Annotated in this window: 13 protein-coding genes; 4 read left to right on the top strand and 9 right to left on the bottom strand. The window is 66.9% G+C overall.

Features of this window, described 5'->3' with window-relative positions:
• Positions 1–37 precede the first annotated feature (37 nt).
• From AC3A4T_RS15865 to AC3A4T_RS15845, 5 genes are all read right to left on the bottom strand, one after another.
• Positions 38–1,471 (bottom strand): OprO/OprP family phosphate-selective porin, encoded by a 1,434-nt coding sequence (locus AC3A4T_RS15865; protein WP_487676233.1) that lies wholly within the window; start codon positions 1,469–1,471, stop codon positions 38–40.
• 133 nt (positions 1,472–1,604) lie between these two features.
• A complete protein-coding gene (locus AC3A4T_RS15860) occupies positions 1,605–2,381 on the bottom strand; it encodes an ABC transporter permease (protein ID WP_487676232.1) in 777 nt (258 codons plus the stop codon).
• Positions 2,362–3,198 carry an ABC transporter ATP-binding protein gene (locus tag AC3A4T_RS15855; RefSeq protein WP_487676231.1) on the bottom strand — a complete coding sequence of 279 codons (837 nt, stop codon included), beginning with the start codon at positions 3,196–3,198 and terminating at the stop codon, positions 2,362–2,364. The genes AC3A4T_RS15860 and AC3A4T_RS15855 overlap by 20 nt, the downstream gene beginning before the upstream one ends.
• Positions 3,199–3,216: 18 nt before the next feature.
• Entirely contained in the window at positions 3,217–4,260 is a 1,044-nt protein-coding gene (locus tag AC3A4T_RS15850) for an ABC transporter substrate-binding protein (protein WP_487676230.1), read from the bottom strand.
• Positions 4,261–4,340: 80 nt separating this feature from the next.
• A complete protein-coding gene (locus AC3A4T_RS15845; protein WP_487676229.1) occupies positions 4,341–5,432 on the bottom strand; it encodes a 4-oxalomesaconate tautomerase in 1,092 nt (363 codons plus the stop codon).
• Between the two features lie 107 nt (positions 5,433–5,539).
• Here AC3A4T_RS15845 and AC3A4T_RS15840 point away from each other — a divergent pair, with 107 nt between their 5' ends.
• Together AC3A4T_RS15840 and acnA are read left to right on the top strand one after the other, a co-directional pair.
• Positions 5,540–6,445 (top strand): LysR family transcriptional regulator, encoded by a 906-nt coding sequence (locus tag AC3A4T_RS15840; protein ID WP_487676228.1) that lies wholly within the window; start codon positions 5,540–5,542, stop codon positions 6,443–6,445.
• Between the two features lie 184 nt (positions 6,446–6,629).
• Complete coding sequence (gene acnA / locus AC3A4T_RS15835; protein WP_487676227.1) at positions 6,630–9,395, top strand: aconitate hydratase AcnA; 2,766 nt, start codon at positions 6,630–6,632, stop codon at positions 9,393–9,395.
• A gap of 498 nt (positions 9,396–9,893) precedes the next feature.
• On the opposite strand, the gene AC3A4T_RS15830 is transcribed toward acnA, so the two are convergent.
• On the bottom strand, positions 9,894–10,361 hold the full coding sequence (locus tag AC3A4T_RS15830) for a nuclear transport factor 2 family protein (RefSeq protein ID WP_487676226.1): 468 nt from the start codon (positions 10,359–10,361) through the stop codon (positions 9,894–9,896).
• Between the two features lie 303 nt (positions 10,362–10,664).
• On the opposite strand from AC3A4T_RS15830, the gene AC3A4T_RS15825 reads away from it, so the two are divergent.
• Together AC3A4T_RS15825 and AC3A4T_RS15820 are read left to right on the top strand one after the other, a co-directional pair.
• The gene (locus tag AC3A4T_RS15825) at positions 10,665–12,338 is read left to right on the top strand and encodes a long-chain fatty acid--CoA ligase (RefSeq protein ID WP_487676225.1); all 1,674 of its coding nucleotides are present in this window, start codon (positions 10,665–10,667) and stop codon (positions 12,336–12,338) included.
• A 277-nt stretch (positions 12,339–12,615) separates the two neighbouring features.
• The gene (locus AC3A4T_RS15820) at positions 12,616–13,524 is read left to right on the top strand and encodes a crotonase/enoyl-CoA hydratase family protein (protein WP_487676224.1); all 909 of its coding nucleotides are present in this window, start codon (positions 12,616–12,618) and stop codon (positions 13,522–13,524) included.
• Positions 13,525–13,572: 48 nt separating this feature from the next.
• On the opposite strand, the gene AC3A4T_RS15815 is transcribed toward AC3A4T_RS15820, so the two are convergent.
• From AC3A4T_RS15815 to lysS, 3 genes are all read right to left on the bottom strand, one after another.
• A complete protein-coding gene (locus AC3A4T_RS15815; protein WP_487676223.1) occupies positions 13,573–15,738 on the bottom strand; it encodes an ATP-binding protein in 2,166 nt (721 codons plus the stop codon).
• Positions 15,739–15,741: 3 nt separating this feature from the next.
• Complete coding sequence (gene rpfG / locus AC3A4T_RS15810) at positions 15,742–16,806, bottom strand: cyclic di-GMP phosphodiesterase response regulator RpfG (protein ID WP_487676284.1); 1,065 nt, start codon at positions 16,804–16,806, stop codon at positions 15,742–15,744.
• 283 nt (positions 16,807–17,089) lie between these two features.
• Positions 17,090–18,598, bottom strand: a complete 1,509-nt coding sequence (lysS, locus tag AC3A4T_RS15805; RefSeq protein ID WP_487676222.1) for a lysine--tRNA ligase — start codon at positions 18,596–18,598, stop codon at positions 17,090–17,092.
• Between the last annotated feature and the right edge of the window lie 35 nt (positions 18,599–18,633).

The following is an 18,633-nucleotide window of genomic DNA, read 5'->3' as shown; positions in this document are numbered from 1 at the left end:
AGCCGTTCCGCGGGCTTGCGAGCGGCGGCCCCGGCCGTCAAAAAACCAATTGCAGACGGGTATTTAGCGTGTATCCCTCATCGGCGACGAGATACTTGCCGCTGCGGTTGTCGGTCTGCCAGCGCACCAGATCCAGCATCAGCCGGCTGTAGTCGTTCAGGTACCAGTTGGCGCCGATGGTCCAGGCACGGCCGGCGCCGCCGCCGGGCAGGTCGCGGAAATCCGCGTTTTCGTAACGCGCCTTCAGCTCCCAGGCGCCGTGTCCGCCGGCCGTGACCGGGCGTTCGACCTTGACCCGGCCCCAGGTGCCGCTCTCGGCCACGTAGGCCGGCGCGCCACCGCTCACAAACCAGCCGGCCGAGACGGCGTAAGCGTCGTAGCCGGCCGTGTAGGCACCACGGCGGTCCAGTCCTTCGATCCGGCGCCGGCCCCATTCGCCCGAACTCCAGAACGGGCCGGCCACCGTCGCCAGTTCCAGGCCGTGGCCGCGTCCGCGCTCGGCGCCCGCCACGCTGCCCGGCGCGATCTTGACCTCGTCGTTGAAGTGGCCGCCGATCGCCGCGGCGCGCACCACGCCGGCCGATCCCGCGGCGATGTCCTCGTGAAACGCCCAGGCCCCCAGGTGCACGACCGCGCGCTCGCGCTTGAGCGGATTCCAGTGCGCGCGCGCCGCCCAGGTCAGGCTGTCGTTGCCGTCGCCGGCGTTGTCCAGATCGTTGCCCGCCACCGACACGCTGGCGTGCCAGCCGCGGCCGAAGACGCGTTCGGTCAGCCCGACGCCGAACAGGCCGCGCTGCGGCAGCACCAGCGCCCCGACCACGTTGCGCTCCTGGAACGGCGTGTTGGACGTGCTGCTGGAACCGTCGATGCCGCGATCGTTGAGCCGATTGCCGACGCTCAATTCCGCCTTATGGCCGAACACGCGGTGGGCGAAGGTCGCGTAGGCGGACTTCCAGCTCACGCCGTTGTCGGCGAAGTCGCCTTCCAGGACCCAGCCGATGCCGCCGTACGCGCCCTCGGCGCCCAGGCGCAGCGAACGCACTTCGGTGCCGCTGAGGTTGCGGTCGGCAAAACCGGAGCCGCCGGTGCTGGAGGCATCCAGGAACATGCGGCCGCGCGGCCGGAACACGGTGCGGCCGTCGGCGCTGGCGAATTGCGGAGCGCCTTTGGCCCAACTCACGGTCGGCTGCTTGCCTTGGGCCTGTTCGAGCTTGTCCAGGCGCGCGGCCTGGGCGGCGGCTTCGGGTGCCGACGCGGGTGCCGGCGCATCGGTCGCGGCGGCCACGCCTTCGACCGCGGCCAGACGCCGCTCCAGCCGTTCGATCCGGGCCGCCTGCGCCTGCACCAGTTGCAGCAGTTCGGCGGCGTCGGGCGTCTCCCCGCGGGTCTGCGCGGCGACTTCGCCGCTGCCGCTCGCGGCAGCGACGCACAGCGCCAACGCGATCGGATGCAAGCCAAAACGATTCGTCACGAGCTTTCTCCAGGCAACAAGGCGCCGCTGGCGCTGCGCGCCAGGATTCGTGTCGCAACACAGATCCGCGGCTAAGGGATGTAAATGTCCGCCGCGGCGCGACGCCGCGACGGGGCCGGCGCGCGGGCCGGGCTCAGGCGCTTTCGCGCGCCGCGTTCGGACGCCATGCGATCAGGCGGTTCTCGGCGATATCGAGGAAGGCGTCGATGATCAGCACGAACACGGCCAGGATCGCGATGCCGGCGAAGACGCCGACGGCGTTGAAGTTGCCCTCGGCCTGGGCGATCAGATAGCCCAGTCCCGCCGATGCGCCGAGGTATTCGCCGATGATCGCGCCGACCACGGCGAAGCCGACCGAGGTGCGCAGCGAGGACAGGATCCAGCTCGCCGCGGCCGGGAAATACACGTGGCGCAGCAGATCGCTGCGGCCGGCGCCGAGAATGCGCGCGTTGGCCAGCACCGTCGGATTGACCTCGCGTACGCCCTGCATCGCATTGAAGAAGGTGGTGAAGAACACCAGCGTCACCGCCAGCGCCACCTTCGACCACAGGCCCAGGCCCAGCCACAGCACGAAGATCGGCGCCAGCACGACGCGCGGAATCGCGTTGAAGCCCTTGATGAAGGGATCGAGAATCCGCGCCGAACGCCGGCTCAGGCCCAGCCATACGCCGCCGGCGACGCCCAGGGTCGTGCCGATCACATAGCCCAGCCCGGTCTCGGCCAGGGTGATCCCGACATGCTGGTAGAACCCCGGGTCCGACAGCCACTCCCAGGCCTGCTGCGCGATCGCTATCGGCGCCGGGAAGAAGAACGGGTCGATCATCTGCGCCGATACGCCGGCCTGCCAGCCGCCGAACAGCACCACGACCAGCAGCAGTTGCACGATGCGGTCAGTCACGTTGTTGCGCATAGGTCTTCTCCACTTCGCCACGCAGGCAGGCCCAGATGTCGCGGTACAGGTCGATGAAACGCGGGTCGAGCTTGATTTCCGCGACGTCGCGCGGACGGTCGAGCGGAACGTGGAAACTCTCGACCACGCGGCTGGACGGGCCGGCCGACAGCACCACCACCCGGTCGCCCAGGGCGATCGCCTCTTCCAGGTCGTGGGTGATCAACATCACCGAGCGGCGCTGTTCCTGCCACAAGCGCAGCAGTTCGTTCTGCATCAAGTGCCGGGTGTGGATGTCCAGGGCCGAGAACGGCTCGTCCATCAAGATCACCTTGGGCTCCACGATCAGGGCTTGCGCCATCTGCACGCGTTTGCGCTGGCCGCCCGACAGTTGGTGCGGATAGCGCGCCTCGAACCCGGTGAGCCCCACCTTCGCCAGCCATGCGCGCGCCCTCGCCTCGCGCTCGGCCGCCGCCACGCCGCGAAAGCGCAGGCCGAGTTCGACGTTCTGCAACGCGGTCTTCCACGGCAGCAACGCGTCCTGCTGGAACAGGTAGCCCACGCTTTCCTGCACGCCCTTCACCGGCTTGCCGTCGATCGCGATGCGGCCCTGGGCCGGCGTCAGCAGCCCAGCCACGGCGTTGAGGATGGTGCTCTTGCCGCAGCCGGTCGGGCCGACGATCGCGAGGAATTCGCCGTCGGCGACGCCGATGTCGACGTCGCGCACCGCGGTGAAGTCGCCGAACGACATGGTGATGCCTTCGATCGCGACCAGGGTGGCGGCGTTCGCGCCGGCCGGGTCTTGGTGCAGTTGTCGCACCGTGGCGGTGGTGGCCATGACGTGCCCTCCCATCGGTCAACGCGACGACGCGGCGAGCGCGTCGTCGACGAAACGGTTGGTGTAGGTCTTGCCCAGGTCGATCTGGGCAGCGGCGACGCTGCGATCGAATTCGCGCAAGACCGCCAGCGGCGTTTGCAGATCCGCCGGCACGAACCGGCCGTCGCGCGAGAAGATCGCCTTGGCGCGCGCCACGGCCTGGGCGTAGGCGGCGCGATCGCCGGAAACGTAGCGGTCCGGCAGCGCGGCCACGATCTGCTCGGGCGGCGTGTCCTCGATGAAACGCAGCGCCTTGAGCTGGGCGCGCGCGATGCGCTCGGCGACCTGCGGATGTTTTTGCAGGAACGCGCTCTGCGCGTACAGCACCGAAGTCGGATAAAGGCCACCGTACACCTCGCGCGCGCCCTCGTCGCTGCGCGCATCGATCAGGATGCGGCCGATGCCGCGCGCCTCGATCAAGGTCGCCGCCGGATCGTAATTCACCAGCAGGTCGACCTTGCCCTGCTGCAGCGCCGCCACCGCGGCCGCGCCGGAACCGACGCCGATGATCGACACCGCGTTTTCGTCGATGCCGTGGCGCGAGAGGAAATGGCGCACGAAGAAATCCGACGACGAGCCCGGCGCGGTGATGCCGATCTTCAGGCCGCGGATGGTCTGCGGCTGCTTCGGATCGAAGCGCGTGTCCTTGCGCCCGGCCAGCACCAGCCCGGAATTGCGCGACAACAGCACGAACGCGGAGACGTCCTTGCGCTTGGCCTGCATCTGGATGGTGTGGTCGTAAAACCCCACCGCCACGTCGGTGGAACCGGCCACCAGCGCCTGCAACACCTTCGAACCGCCCTGGGCGAAGTTTTCGGTGCGCACGTGCACGCCGGCCTCGGCGAAATAACCCTTGGCGTCGGCGATGAAGAACGGCAGGTTGTTGAGGTTGTAGGACCCCACGCTGATGCGCACCGGCCTGCGTTCGCCGCCGACGATGTCGCCCTGGCCGCAGCCGGAGAGCGCCGCGGCGGCCGCTACCAAGACGGCAGCGGCGGCGGCGATGAATTTCTTGTTGAACATCGATCCCTCCCAGGATGTCGTGTGCCTCATGAAAACCGATCTGAAGGCCCCCTCACTGTCGTGGTTCGGGCCGTCGATATCTACATCCTCGCGGCCCCGGACTCGGGTATCAGCGAGGTGAACACGCGGCCCTCCAACAAGCGCCGCGCCGTGCGCACCACGCTGGCGATGGCATCGCCCGCGGCCGTGCGTTCGAGTCGCACTTCCAAAGTGCCGCTGGGATGTTCGAGCGTGATCGGCTTAGCCAGATCGCGCTCGCGCAACATCGTCTGCGCCACGGTTCCTTCGGTGGCGCAGGCCGTGGCGATGCCGACCGCGCCGGTGATCGCCAATGCGCCATGGCACCGTTGCGGCATGAAATAACGCACTTGCAACGTGCCGCCATGCATCGGCGGCGACAGCAGTACCGGTTTGGGAATGACCCGCTCGGCGGCGTCGGCGATGCCCATGCGGTGACCGGCTTCGATGCGAATCTTCTCCAGGCGCCGCAGCAGCGCCGCATCGGCGTCCAGACGCGCCGGCGCTTCGTCGCCGCGCAAGCCCAGCGCCTGGGCCGGCACCAGCACCATCGGCATCGCGCAGTCGACGCAACTCGCGTCGACGCCGTCGATGCGTTCGCTGGCGTGGCCGGTGGGCAGCAGGCGGCCGGTGCGGGCTCCGGCCGCATCGAGGAAGGCGAGCGAGATCGGGCTTCCCGCGCCCGGCGCCCCGGCGATGACGGTGTCGCCCCGGTACTTCACCCTGCCGTTCGGCGTCTGCACGGTCGCAACCACGACCTTGCCGGTATTGACGTTGTGGATGCGCACCTGCGTCTGCGGATGCCGCGCCTGGACCAATCCGGCCTCGATCGCGAACGGCGCCACCGCGGCGAGCATGTTGCCGCAGTTGGGCGTGGTGTCGACGACGCGCTGGTCGACCCGCACCTGCGCGAACAGGTAGTCCACGTCGGCGTCGGCGCGCGACGCGCGACCGACGATCGCGACCTTGCTCGACAGCGGATTGCCACCGCCGATGCCGTCGATCTGCAGCGGATGGCCGGATCCCATCACATCGAGCAGGAAAGCATCTCGCAAGGCCGGGTCGGCCGGCAGGTCGTCGGCCAGGAAAAACGGCCCCTTGGAGGTTCCGCCCCGCATCAGGACGCAAGGCACGCTTAGCAGGTCGCTGGACATAGGCCCCACGGATTGATACCTGTATCGGATCAATGCGATCCAGTGATGCGATGCTGGCACGCCGTGATTTATCTTAGAAATGCTATTTTTCGAAGGATTGATCCACTATGAGCATCAATTGCGAAATCCTCGACCTGCGCGCTTTCCTCACCGTCAGCGAGACCCGCAGCTTCCATCGCGCCGCCGAAGCGCTGCACATCTCGCAGCCGGCCCTGAGCCGGCGCATCCAGAAACTGGAGGAAGCGGTCGGCGCGCCGCTGCTGGAGCGCACCACCCGCAGCGTGTCGCTGACGGCGGTCGGGCAGAACCTGCTGCCGTTGGTGCGGCGCATGCTCGAAGAGTTCGACGGCTCGCTGTTCGCCGCGCGCGGCATCGACGACGGACGCGGCAGTCAGGTCACCATCGCCTGCCTGCCGACCGCGGCGTTCTACTTCCTGCCCAGCGTGATCGCGCGCTTCCACGAGGAGCATCCCAAGGTGCGTTTCCGCATCCTCGACCTGCCCGCCACCGACGGCCTGCAGGCGGTGGAACGCGGCGAAGTCGAGTTCGGCATCAACTTCATGGGCGCCTCCGACCCGGAACTGAACTTCGACGTGCTGGTCGAAGACCCGTTCGTGCTAGCGTGCCGGCGCGACCACCCGCTGGCGCGCAAACGCAAGGTGAGCTGGAACGACCTGGCCAGCCATCGCCTCATCACGGTGCACCGGACCAGCGGCAACCGCATCCTGCTCGACGGCGCCCTCGCCCGCGAGAACCTCAAGCTCAGCTGGTTCTACGAGGTGACCCATCTGTCGACCTCGCTGGGCATGGTCGAGGCCGGCGTCGGCATATCGGTGCTGCCGCGGATGGCGACGCCGCAGCAGGAGCACCCCATCCTGGTCACCCGCCCGCTCGAGCACCCGGTGGTCTCGCGCACCATCGGCATCGTCCGCCGGCGCAACGCTGTGTTGTCCGCGGCGGCGGAACAGTTTCTGCAAATGCTCAAAACCACCTGGCAGGGCGTGACGAAATGACCTCGGCGCGGCGAGGCCGAGCGCCCGCGCGCGCGTTCGTCGACACGCCGTGCACAAAGTTGCAGCGACAAGTGGTGGATAATCGGGCTCACCACCCCGCCACGCATTGCGCCGTCCGCTCCACCGCAAGCAGATCCTCGCCCGGCGCGAGGCGCGAGCCAGCATCTCCACAGGAGTTCACCGCATGAGCGACTCGTTTTCCACCCGCCGCCGACTGTCCGTCAACGGCCGCGACTACACCTACTTCAGCCTGCCGGCCCTGGGCGAGCGCTACGACATCGCCCGCCTGCCCTACTCGATGAAGATCCTGCTGGAAAACCTGCTGCGTCACGAAGACGGCGGCATGACGGTCGGCAAGGAGCACATCGAAGCGGTCGCGCAATGGGACGCCAACAAGGAACCCGATCAGGAAATCGCCTTCATGCCCGCGCGCGTGGTGCTGCAGGACTTCACCGGCGTGCCCTGCGTGGTCGATCTGGCGGCGATGCGCGACGCGGTCAGCAAGCTCGGCGGCAAGCCTTCGCAGATCAATCCGCTGATCCCGTCGGAACTGGTGATCGACCACTCGGTCCAGGTCGACGTGTTCGGCAGCCCGCAGGCGCTGGACCTCAACGGCAAGATCGAATTCGAACGCAACATGGAGCGCTATAGCTTCCTGCGCTGGGGTCAGAAATCGTTCGAGAATTTCAAGGTGGTGCCGCCCAACACCGGCATCGTCCATCAGGTGAATCTGGAGAACCTGGCGCGCGTGGTCATGGGCCGTGAGGTCGACGGCGTGCTGCAGGCGTTCCCGGACACCGTGTTCGGCACCGACAGCCACACCACCATGATCAACGGCATCGGCGTGCTCGGCTGGGGCGTGGGCGGCATCGAGGCCGAAGCGGCGATGCTCGGCCAGCCCTCGTCGATGCTGATCCCGCAGGTGGTCGGCTTCAAACTGACTGGCCAGTTGCCCGAGGGCGCGACCGCGACCGACCTGGTCCTGACCGTGACCCAGATGCTGCGCAAGCATGGCGTGGTCGGCAAGTTCGTCGAGTTCTTCGGCGAAGGCCTGCAGCACCTGCCGCTGGCCGATCGCGCGACCATCGCCAACATGGCGCCCGAGTACGGCGCGACCTGCGGCATCTTCCCGATCGATAGCGAATCGGTGACCTATCTGCGCTTGTCGGGCCGCTCGGAAGAACAGATCGCCCTGGTCGAGGCCTACGCCAAGGCCCAGGGCCTGTGGCACGAACCCGGCCAGCCGCACGCGATCTATTCGGCCACGCTGGAACTCGACCTGGGCGACGTGCGCCCGTCGATGGCCGGCCCGAAGCGCCCGCAGGACCGCGTGCTGCTCGAAAACGTGCATACCAACTTCGCCGACAACCTCGGCCCGCTGATCGCCAACCGCAAGTCCAGGGTCGGCTGCGCGATAGAGGAATTGAAGGCCGAAGGCGGCGACCAGCCGCAGGCCGATCACCTGGCCGCCAAGCCGGTGTCGAAGATCCGGATCAAGGATCAGGACGCCGAACTGTGCGACGGCTCGGTGGTCATCGCCGCGATCACCTCGTGCACCAACACCTCCAACCCGGCGGTGATGCTCGGCGCCGGCCTGCTCGCGCGCAACGCGGCGCGGCTGGGGCTCAAGTCCAAGCCATGGGTCAAGACTTCGCTCGGCCCGGGCTCGCTGGTGGTGACCGATTACCTGCGCAAGGCCGGCGTGCTGGCCGACCTGGAAACGCTGGGTTTCTATGTGGTCGGCTACGGCTGCACCACTTGCATCGGCAACTCCGGCCCGCTGCCGGACGAAGTGTCCAAGGGCATCGCCGAGAACGAACTGGTGGTGGCCTCGGTGCTGTCGGGCAACCGCAATTTCGAAGGCCGCGTGCATCCGGAAGTCAAAGCCAACTATCTGGCTTCGCCGCCGCTGGTGGTCGCTTACGCGATCGCCGGCACGGTCAATATCGACTTGACCCAGGAGCCGATCGGCAAGAGCAGCGACGGCAAGGACGTGTACCTGCGCGACATCTGGCCGACCAATAAAGAGATCGGCGACATGATCGCCGCGACCGTCGGCCCGGAACTGTTCGCGCAGAACTACGCCGACGTGTTCAAGGGCGACACCCGCTGGAACCAGATCGCCTCGCCCGACGGCGAATCGTTCCAGTGGGATGCGTCCTCGACCTACATCAAGAACCCGCCCTACTTCGACGGCATGACCATGGACGTGGGCAGCATCGACGACGTGCACGGCGCGCGGGTCATGGGCGTGTTCGGCGATTCGATCACCACCGACCACATCTCGCCGGCCGGCAACATCAAGAAGGATTCGCCGGCGGGCCGCTTCCTGCAGGAACGCGGCGTGCAGCCGGCCGACTTCAACAGCTACGGTTCGCGCCGCGGCAACGACGACGTGATGGTGCGCGGCACCTTCGCCAACATTCGCATCAAGAACCTGATGTTCGGTGGCGAAGAAGGCGGCAATACGCTGTATTTCTCCAAGAACGGCGGCCAGGGCGAGAAGTTGGCGATCTTTGATGCGGCGATGAAGTACAAGGCCGACGGCGTGCCGCTGGTGGTGTTCGCCGGCAAGGAATACGGCACCGGCTCCTCGCGCGACTGGGCGGCCAAGGGCACCAATCTGCTGGGCGTCAAGGCGGTGATCGCCGAAAGCTTTGAGCGCATCCACCGCTCCAACCTGGTCGGCATGGGCGTACTGCCCTTGCAGTTCAAGGACGGCGAGAACGCGCAGACGCATGGCCTGGACGGTTCGGAGACGATCGACGTGATCGGTCTTGACGACGGCAAATCCAAGACCGCGACCCTGGTGGCCAGGAAGGCCGATGGCGGCGAACAGAAGTTCGAAGTGAAGGTGTTGCTGTTGACGCCGAAGGAAGTCGAGTACTTCCGCCACGGCGGTATCCTGCATTACGTGCTGCGCCAGTTGGCTGCGAAAAAGGCGGCTTGATCGGCTCCGTGCCGAGCGCAAGCCCACCGAGGTTAAGCCCCTCTCCCGCTGGCGGGAGAGGGGTTGGGGTGAGGGCCGCGAATCCGCACCGCAGGACCTCGGATCACCACGCACGATACGTATTGCACTGTAGGAGCGGCGCAAGCCGCGACCGCGATGCAGCCACTTGCGTCGCTGCTGACCGAATAATGGCGTCACGATCGCCCGACAGCGATGCGTTGTTGTTGCGGTTTCGCGGTCGCGGCTTGCGCCGCTCCTACAGGTAGCGATCGTCGCAACGACGGATCGGGCAGATCGTTTTCGATCGGATCGCGATGGATTCAAGCCGTTGCGGCGCGAGCTCCAAGATGACGGTCGCGGCTTGCGCCGTTCGTACCCAGGAGGCTGGCGATACCGACGTCCCTCATCCGCCCTGCGGGCACCTTCTCCCGCTTGCGGGAGAAGCAAAAGCAGCAAACTCCCGTGCCGCAGCGGCGGCAACCGCTGCGCAACCGTCCGCTACAACACCGGCGTCCATCGCGCCGAAGTCAGCCGCCATTGCCCGTCTTCCTCGCGCCAGCCGGTCTGCACGTCGTAGATCTGCGCCGCGTCGGGAATCGCGGCGGCCGCGCCGCCGGTCAAGGCGGCGGTGAACGTCACCGTGGCGTGGCCGGGTTGCATCTGCACCTTCAACGGCCCCAGCTTGATCCCGACCTTGCGATAACGCAGGAACAGCGCCATCGCCATGCGCCGCGCACCGAGCCGGTCCAGGCCGTTGGTGCCGACGAAATCCTTGGCCAGCAAATCCTCGAGCGCGCTCGGGTCGCGTTGCTGGATGGTCTCGTGCAGTTGCTGCACGGTCGCCCGCAGGCGCTGTTCGGGCGGCGCCTGTTCGCCGCAGGCGCTCAGCAGCAGCGCGAGCAACCCCAGCAGCCACAGCGCGCGCGGCCCGGGCCGGCGAGCGACCGACCGCCCTGTCGCGCTCATCCACGCCCCTCGCGGGCGGGCCAGCGCGGAAAATCGGGCGATTGTCTGTGCATACCCCATCGATAACCCTCTGCGTCCCGGCCCCGGCGGGCCGACGTCCTGTCTTCGCACGACCGTTCGGGCCGCCGCATCGGCGCTCATCGTGACAGGTTCGCGGTGCCGCGGACAGCATCCCCGGCCGCGCCCGCGACACCGCCTTGCCAGCCAGTAGAGCCTATGCTCCAATCGAGCGAACACCGTACGGCGGCGCACACAGCAAGCCGGCGGCCAGTATCGGCGAAGCGATTTAAAGAGGGGATCGCGATGAGTTTGGAACGTCCGTGGCTTGCCCAATATCCGCAAGGCGTGCCCGCGCAGATCGACGTGGAGGAATTCCCGTCGGTGGTGTCGGTGCTGGAAAACGCGATCGAAAAGTACCGCGACCGCCCCGCTTTCTCCAATTTCGGCAAGGTCCTGACCTACGGCGACATCGACCGGCTCAGCGCGCAATTCGCCGCTTACCTGCTCGGTGAGCTCAAGCTCAAGAAGGGCGATCGCGTCGCGATCATGATGCCCAACTGCCTGCAGTACCCGATCGCGACCTTCGGCGTGCTGCGCGCCGGGCTGACCGTGGTCAACACCAATCCGATGTACACCCCGCGCGAGCTCAAGCACCAGCTGGTGGATTCGGGCGCGTCGGTGATCTTCGTGCTCGACAACTTCGGCGACACCGTGCAGAGCGTGGTCGCCGACACGCCGGTCAAGCAGGTCATCACCACCGGATTGGGCGACATGATCGGCGGGCTCAAGGGCCCGATCATGAACTTCGTGCTCAAGTACGTGAAAAAGATGGTGCCCGAGTACGACATTCCGGGCGCGGTGCGGTTTCGCGACACGCTCACGCTCGGGCAGATGCACAAGCTGCCGCAGGTGGAGATTTCGCCGGACGACATTGCGTTTTTGCAATACACCGGCGGTACCACGGGTGTCGCGAAGGGGGCGATGCTGACGCACCGTAACCTGGTCGCGAACATGCAGCAGGCCGCGGCGTGGGTCGGCGCCAACGCCAAGCCCGGCCAGGAAATCATCATCACCGCGCTGCCGCTGTACCACATCTTCGCGTTGACGGCGAACGGACTGGTGTTCATGAAGTTCGGCGGCCTCAACCACATGATCACCAACCCGCGCGACATGCCGGCGTTCGTGAAGGAACTCAAGAACACGCCGTTCACCGCGATCACCGGCGTCAACACCCTGTTCAACGGCCTGCTCAACACGCCCGGTTTCGACGAGGTCGATTTCTCCAAGCTGCACCTGACCCTCGGCGGCGGCATGGCCGTGCAGCGCTCGGTCGCCGATCGCTGGAAGCAAGTCACCGGCGTGACCCTGATCGAGGCCTACGGCCTGACCGAGACCTCGCCCGCGGCCTGCATCAACCCGATGGACCTGCCCGCCTACAACGGCGCGATCGGCCTGCCGATCTCCTCGACGGACGCCTGCGTGCAGGACGAGAACTTCAACGTCCTCGGCGTCGGCGAAGTCGGCGAGTTGTGCATCAAGGGCCCGCAGGTGATGAAGGGCTATTGGCAGCGGCCGAAGGAAACCGACGACGTCATCGACAAGGACGGCTGGCTGCACACCGGCGACATGGCGCGGATGGACGAGAAGGGCTACTTCTATATCGTCGACCGCAAGAAGGACATGATCCTGGTCTCGGGCTTCAACGTGTACCCCAACGAGATCGAGGACGTGATCGCGATGATGCCCGGCGTGCTCGAAGTCGCCGCGGTCGGCGTACCCGACGACAAGTCCGGTGAAGCGGTCAAGGTGGTGATCGTGAAGAAGGACGAGGCGCTGACCGCCGAGGACGTCAAGGCGCATGCGCGTCTCAACCTGACCGGCTACAAGCATCCCAAGTACGTGGAGTTCCGCAAGGAACTGCCCAAGACCAACGTCGGCAAGATCCTGCGCCGCGAGTTGCGCGACGCGCCCAAGTGATGGCGAATCGATCGCGAGGTTAGCGCTGCGCGATCGCGAGCGAGCCATGCTCGGTTCGCGATGAACAGGCGAAACCCGCGGGCGCGATATAGCAGCCGATGTGCGGTCGTAGTAAGCGGCGTGAGTCGGCGTTAGCGAAAAAGGCCCCGAAAGGGGCCTTTTTCGTGTCCGGCGACGGCGTCGATTCAAGACCGAACGTAGTCTGAACGTTCTTCAGGTGAGGTGTAGCATCGCGACGTGGGTCCACCGCCCGCCCCTAACCTCCCAGGAGTCCGCCATGTCCATTCCTACTCGCGTGCCGATCGAGTCCGCTTCCTCATTGCTGCGCCATGTGGCCGATCCGAGCGGCAACGCCGACTGGTGCTACATGCACGCCCAAACCGCCGAGCGCTCCGGCGACGGTTTCGGCTATCACCCGTGTTTCTCCGAGCCGCTGCTGCACCAGATGAAACGGATGCAGGAACGCATCCGCCGCAGCCTCGCCGCCGACACCGATCCGCGCGCCGGCATCCACCACTTCGTGCTCGCCTCCGACTCGGACGTGTTCAACCTCGGCGGCGACCTGGCCTTGTTCTCGCGCCTGATCCGCGACGGCGATCGCCAGCACCTGCTCGACTACGCACGGCTGTGCATCGAGGTCGCCTTCAACCTGCACCGCCTGCGCGAGGACCGCGTCCACAGCGTCGCGGTGATCCAGGGCGACGCGCTCGGCGGCGGTTTCGAGGCCGCGCTGTGCTGCCACACGATCATCGCCGAGGCCGGCACCGGCATGGGCTTCCCGGAAGTGTTGTTCGACCTGTTCCCCGGCATGGGCGCCTACACCTTCCTGACCCGCCGCATCGCCCCGGCCCAGGCCGAACGCATGATGCTCAACGCGCGCGTGTACCCGGTCGAGGAGCTGCTGCGCATGGGCGTGATCGATCAAGTCGTGCCGCGCGGCGACGGACTGCAGGCCGCGGCCGACCTGATCAAGCGCCACCAGCGCATGAGCAACGCCCTGCGCGCGATGAACGCGGTGCGCGAGGCCTGCCGTCCGGTGAGCCTGGAGGAACTGCTGTCGGTGACCACGCAATGGGTCGATGCGGCGATGCGCCTCAACGATCGCGGGCTCAAGACCATGGAACGCCTGGTGCGCGCGCAACAGCGTCGGGCCGGATCGAGCGAGCGGGCATTGGCGCTCGCGTAATGTCTTACGGGGGGGAGCCTGCCACGCAGGATGCGTGGCAGGATGCAATCAGGAAACGTCGGGGACGTCCTTGCCGCGTCGATCGCGGCTCAAGCGTGCGACTTCCTGCCGGCTGATGTCGGCGACCGCCGCCAATTGCGCGGACAGGTCGGCGATCAGCTTGGCTTGCTCGCGCGCCAGCACCTCGTCGTTCGCGCGCATGATCTGCGAACAGCGCTCGGCGATCGAGTGCGCGCCGAGGTTCTCGGCCACGCCCTTGTAGGCATGGGCGATCTCGCGGAACTCGTCCCAGTCGCCCTTCGGCCCGACGTTGCCCAGTTCGAACTGGCACACGTAGGCGTCCTTGAGGCATTGCTCGACGAAGTCGCGCAGGAACTGCTCGCCCAGGCCCATCTCGGCCAGTTCGGTGAGCACCGCCGGATTGGTCATCGGCCGAGTCACGTCGCTGATCGCGCGCACCGTCGGCATGCGCTGGGTGTCGACCACTTCGGCGATGGTTTCCAGCAGCCGCCCGACCACGATCGGCTTGGTCAGGAACGCCATCGCCCCGGCCTCGCTGGCCGCTTCCGACGCCTGCAGGGTCGCGTCGGCGCTGAGCACGATGGTCGGGGTGCCGCGGGCGCTGCCGGCCTGCATGAAGCGCAGTTGCCGGATCACGTCCAGGCCGCTGAGCCCGGGCATGTGCATGTCCAGCACCGCCAGGTCGAACTGGCCCAGTTCGAGCTGATCCAGCGCCTGTTCGCCGTCGTTGACCGCGACCACGCGGTGCCCGGCGCGCTCGAGGATGCGGGTCAGCACGACCCGGTTGGCCGACTGGTCGTCGGCGATCAGCACCTTGAGATTGCGCACCCGGGTCTTGTGGCGCACGAACGGGTCTTCGAACGAGATCACCTTGCCGTCGCCCTGGACCACGGCGGTGGCCTGGTCCGGCGTGGCCTGCTCCAAGCGCAGCGGCAGTTCGATCCAGAAATGGCTGCCGCCGCCGGGGTTGGCCTCCAGCGCGATCTGGCCGCCGAGCAGCAGGGTCAGGGTCTTGGCGATCGTGGTGCCCAGGCCGGTACCGCCGAAGCGCCGGGTCGGGCCGTTATCGAGTTGCTCGAAGGCCTGGAAGATCCGGTCGACGTCCTCGCTGGGCACGCCGATGCCGGTGTCGCGCACCGAGAAACGCAGGCGCACCTCGCGGCCGCCGTCGGCGGTCGCGGTCGGCCCGCCCGCGGCCAGGCGGGTGATCAGCGACACCCCGCCCTTCTCGGTGAATTTGATCGCGTTGTGCAGCAGGTTCAACAGCACCTGAGTCAGCAGCGCGCCGTCTCCGTTGAGGCGCACCGGCACGTCGTGCTCGACGTCGACCTTGAGCGTGAGCCCCTTCGCCGCGGCCAGCGGTTGCAGCATGGTCTGCAGCCGCTTCATCACGTCCTGCAGGTTGAAATCGACGTCGCGGCGCTGCAGCTTGCCGGCCTCGATCGCGGAGATGTCGAGCACGTCGTTGACCAGCAACAGCAGCGACTGCGCCGAGGCGTGGATGACGTCGGCGTACTCGCGCTGCTCCGGTCCCAGGCGGGTGCCGTGCATCAGCTCGGCCATGCCGATGATGCCGTTGAGCGGGGTGCGCAGCTCGTGGCTCATATTGGCCAGGAACCGGCTCTTGGCTTCGTTGGCGCGGCGCGCGTCGGCGGTGGCCTTGTGCAGGTTGCGCATCAGCGAGGACAGATACGCCGGGATCGCCACCAGACCCAGCCACAACCCCACCGACAGATACGGCTGCTCGCGCCAGTATTCGTTGCCCAGCACCACCGCCATGAACGAGACCCCGGCCAGGGTCGCGGCGGTGAACAGGTAGCGGGTGCCGAAGCGCAGGCCGTTGCCGATCGTGACCCACAGGATGATCACGTACAGCGGCGCCAGCGACGGCGCGTCCAGCGACATCAGCATCGCCAGGGTCGAATAGTCGGCGAGCATGCCGATCCAGCGCCGCAGGTGCGAGACCCCGGGCCGGCGCAGGATCGCCGCCAGCAGGCCCAGGCCGACCAGCGATTCGGCCGACATCACCCACAGCATGGTCTGGGTCGAGCGGCTGTCGCGGTCGAAGGCCTGCAGGCCGAACAGATAGGCGACGATCAGGCAGGCGATGATGAGCCGGACCAATGCCTGCCCGTGCTCGCTGTCCGGGCGATTCGAAAGGCGCTCCTTGAACAAGCGCAAGATGGCATCCATCGGCTACTCCAAGCCGGGGCGGGTAGAACTCGTCGAATAGCGTTGGCAGATTTCGTCGAGTCGGGCGCGGCTGCGAATCAGCGCGTCCACGCATCGCGGGTCGAACAAGCGCCCGCGTTGGGCGTACATATACCCCAAGGCGGCGTCCACGTCCCAGGCTTTCTTGTACGGACGCGGCGAAATGAGAGCGTCGAACACATCCGCGACCGCCACGATCCGGGCTTCCAGCGGAATTTCCTCGCCGACCAGCCCGTCCGGGTAGCCGCTGCCGTCGTAGCGCTCGTGGTGGCGCAGGGCGATCAGGGCGCCGGCCTGAATGAAACGGTTCTGGCTGCCGCTGAGCAGTTCGTAGCCGATCTTGGGGTGGCGGCGCATGATCGCCGTCTCCTCCTCGGTCAGCGGACCGGGCTTCATCAGCACCGCGTCGGGGATGGCGATCTTGCCGATGTCGTGCAGCGGCGCGGCCATCTCGATGACCCGGATCTCGTCCTCGAACATGCCCAGCTGCTCGGCGATCAGCCCGGCGATATGGGCCATGCGCTCCAGGTAGGCGCTGGTGCCGGCGTCGCGGAACTCGATCGCGCGGGCCAGCCTTGAGAGGGTTTCGCGTTCGCGCTCCTCGACCTCGTGCATGCTCGACAGTAGCCGCTGCTCCAGCGACAACGCGCGTTGCTTGACGTTTTCGGACTGCTGGCGCAGTTGCAGCAGGTTGCGGCAACGCGCGCGCAGTTCGCGCGGGCGCACCGGCTTGACCAGGAAATCGATCACCCCGGCTTCCAGCGCGGCCTGGCGGACCGGTTCGTCGCCGACCACGGTGACCAGGATGATCGGAATGTCGCGGTGCATCGGCAGGCGGCGGAAACGCCGCGCGAACTCGAGCCCATCGATGCCGGGCATGCGGTAATCGAGCAGCAGCAGGTCGGGCTGATGGCTTTCGCACCAGGCCAGCGCGGCTTCGGGCTCGCCGAAATCGTGCACCGACAGCTCGGACGCGATGTCCTCGATGATGTGGCGCAGCATCGTCCGCGCGGATGTCTGGTCATCGACGATAACGACGTTCACACCGATACCCGTAGTGAGGCCACCCCCTGTGGCGACCGGCCTGCGAGCATACTCCGCCGCAATGCCTGTGACAGCCGCCGAAAGTCCCGACCGGTCATGCCTGAGTCGGGATGCGTATGAGCGAGGCGTGCAATTGCGCGCAGCTCGTCACGGTTTACACGTAAACGTATAACGAAAACGGCCAGCGCGAGCTGGCCGGTGTACAGCTTAACCCGCGTTGATGCGCGCCGCTCTGGCGTTCGCGCGGCCCAGACGAAAGCGCCGCGCTGCGTGGCTCAGGCGTGCGATCTCAGGCTTCCGGACGCATGTACGGGAACAGCAGCACGTCGCGGATCGACGACGAGCCGGTCAGCATCATCACCAGCCGGTCGATGCCGATGCCCAGGCCACCGGTGGGCGGCAGACCGACCTCGAGCGCCCGGATGTAATCGGCGTCGAAATGCATCGCCTCGTCGTCGCCGCCGTCCTTCTGTTCGACCTGGGCCAGGAAGCGCGCGGCCTGGTCTTCGGGGTCGTTGAGCTCGGAGAAACCGTTGGCCAGCTCCTTGCCGCCGACGAACAGTTCGAAGCGGTCGGTCAACTCCGGATCGGCGTCGTTGGCGCGCGCCAGCGGGCTCACCTCGACCGGATGGTCGGTGATGAAGGTCGGCTGGATCAGGGTGTGTTCGACGGTCTTTTCGAAGATTTCCAGCAGCAGCTTGCCCCAGCCGTAGGACGGCTTGACCGCGACCTTCAGGCGCGCGCCGTGGGCGCGCATGGCGTCCAGGTTGCGCAGATCCTCACGCTTGATCTCCGGGTTGTGCTCGAGCACCGCGTCGGTCATCGACCAGCGGCGGAAGCCCGGCCCCAGGTCGATCGCGTGGCCGTCCCACTCTACCTGGGTCTTGCCGAGCACTTCCTGCGCGGCGTGGCGGATCACCGACTCGGTCAGGTCCATGATCTCGGTGTAAGTGGCGTAGGCCTCGTACAGCTCGAGCATGGTGAATTCGGGGTTGTGCCGGGTCGACACGCCCTCGTTGCGGAAGTTGCGGTTGATCTCGTAGACGCGCTCCAGGCCGCCGACCACCAGGCGCTTGAGGTACAGCTCCGGCGCGACGCGCAGGTACAGCTCCAGGTCGAGCGCGTTGTGGTGGGTGACGAAGGGCTTGGCCGCGGCGCCGCCGGGGATGTAATGCATCATCGGCGTTTCCACTTCCAGGAAGCGCCGGGTGTCGAGCCACGCGCGCATCGCGCGGATGATCTTGGAGCGCTTGACGAACACGTCGCGCGCGTCGGGCGAGACGATCAGGTCGACATAGCGCTGGCGGTAGCGCTGCTCGACATCGGTCAGGCCGTGGTGCTTGTCCGGCAGCGGGCGCAGCGACTTGGTCAGCAGGCGTAGCGAATCGGCCTTGACCGACAGCTCGCCGGTCTTGGTGCGGGTGACCGTGCCTTCGGCGGCGACGATGTCGCCCACGTCCCAGCCCTTGAACTTGTCGTACACCTCGCCCAGCGCGTTGGACTGCAGGAACAGCTGGATGCGCCCGGATTCGTCCTGGATCTGCACGAAGCTGGCCTTGCCCATCACTCGCTTGAGCAGGATGCGGCCGGCGACCGCGACCCGGCGCGCCTCGGTATCCAGCGATTCCTGGTTCCAGTGCTCGGCGTCGGCGTACTGCGCCTGCAGGTCGCCGGTGTAGTCGCCGCGGCGGAAGTCGTTCGGGAAGGCGATGCCCTCCCCGCGCAAGGCCTTGAGTTTGGCGCGACGCTCCGCGATCAGATGGTTCTCGTCGATGGGCGGAAGGTTGTCGTCGGTCATGGTCTTGGGGTCTGGCCGGGGCTTGAGAAAGCGTG

The organism is Lysobacter sp. Soil_N_51, assembly GCF_057655755.1.
Note: the sequence above shows the minus strand (reverse complement) of the source record. Positions and strands in the feature narration are given on the sequence as shown.

Coding starts and splice junctions, on each gene's coding strand:
- AC3A4T_RS15860 (WP_487676232.1), bottom strand. CDS start 2,381: ATGCGCAACAACGTGACTGACCGCATCGTGCAACTGCTGCTGGTCGTG.
- AC3A4T_RS15855 (WP_487676231.1), bottom strand. CDS start 3,198: ATGGCCACCACCGCCACGGTGCGACAACTGCACCAAGACCCGGCCGGC.
- AC3A4T_RS15850 (WP_487676230.1), bottom strand. CDS start 4,260: ATGTTCAACAAGAAATTCATCGCCGCCGCCGCTGCCGTCTTGGTAGCG.
- AC3A4T_RS15845 (WP_487676229.1), bottom strand. CDS start 5,432: ATGTCCAGCGACCTGCTAAGCGTGCCTTGCGTCCTGATGCGGGGCGGA.
- AC3A4T_RS15840 (WP_487676228.1), top strand. CDS start 5,540: ATGAGCATCAATTGCGAAATCCTCGACCTGCGCGCTTTCCTCACCGTC.
- acnA (WP_487676227.1), top strand. CDS start 6,630: ATGAGCGACTCGTTTTCCACCCGCCGCCGACTGTCCGTCAACGGCCGC.
- AC3A4T_RS15830 (WP_487676226.1), bottom strand. CDS start 10,361: ATGAGCGCGACAGGGCGGTCGGTCGCTCGCCGGCCCGGGCCGCGCGCG.
- AC3A4T_RS15825 (WP_487676225.1), top strand. CDS start 10,665: ATGAGTTTGGAACGTCCGTGGCTTGCCCAATATCCGCAAGGCGTGCCC.
- AC3A4T_RS15820 (WP_487676224.1), top strand. CDS start 12,616: ATGTCCATTCCTACTCGCGTGCCGATCGAGTCCGCTTCCTCATTGCTG.
- AC3A4T_RS15815 (WP_487676223.1), bottom strand. CDS start 15,738: ATGGATGCCATCTTGCGCTTGTTCAAGGAGCGCCTTTCGAATCGCCCG.
- lysS (WP_487676222.1), bottom strand. CDS start 18,598: ATGACCGACGACAACCTTCCGCCCATCGACGAGAACCATCTGATCGCG.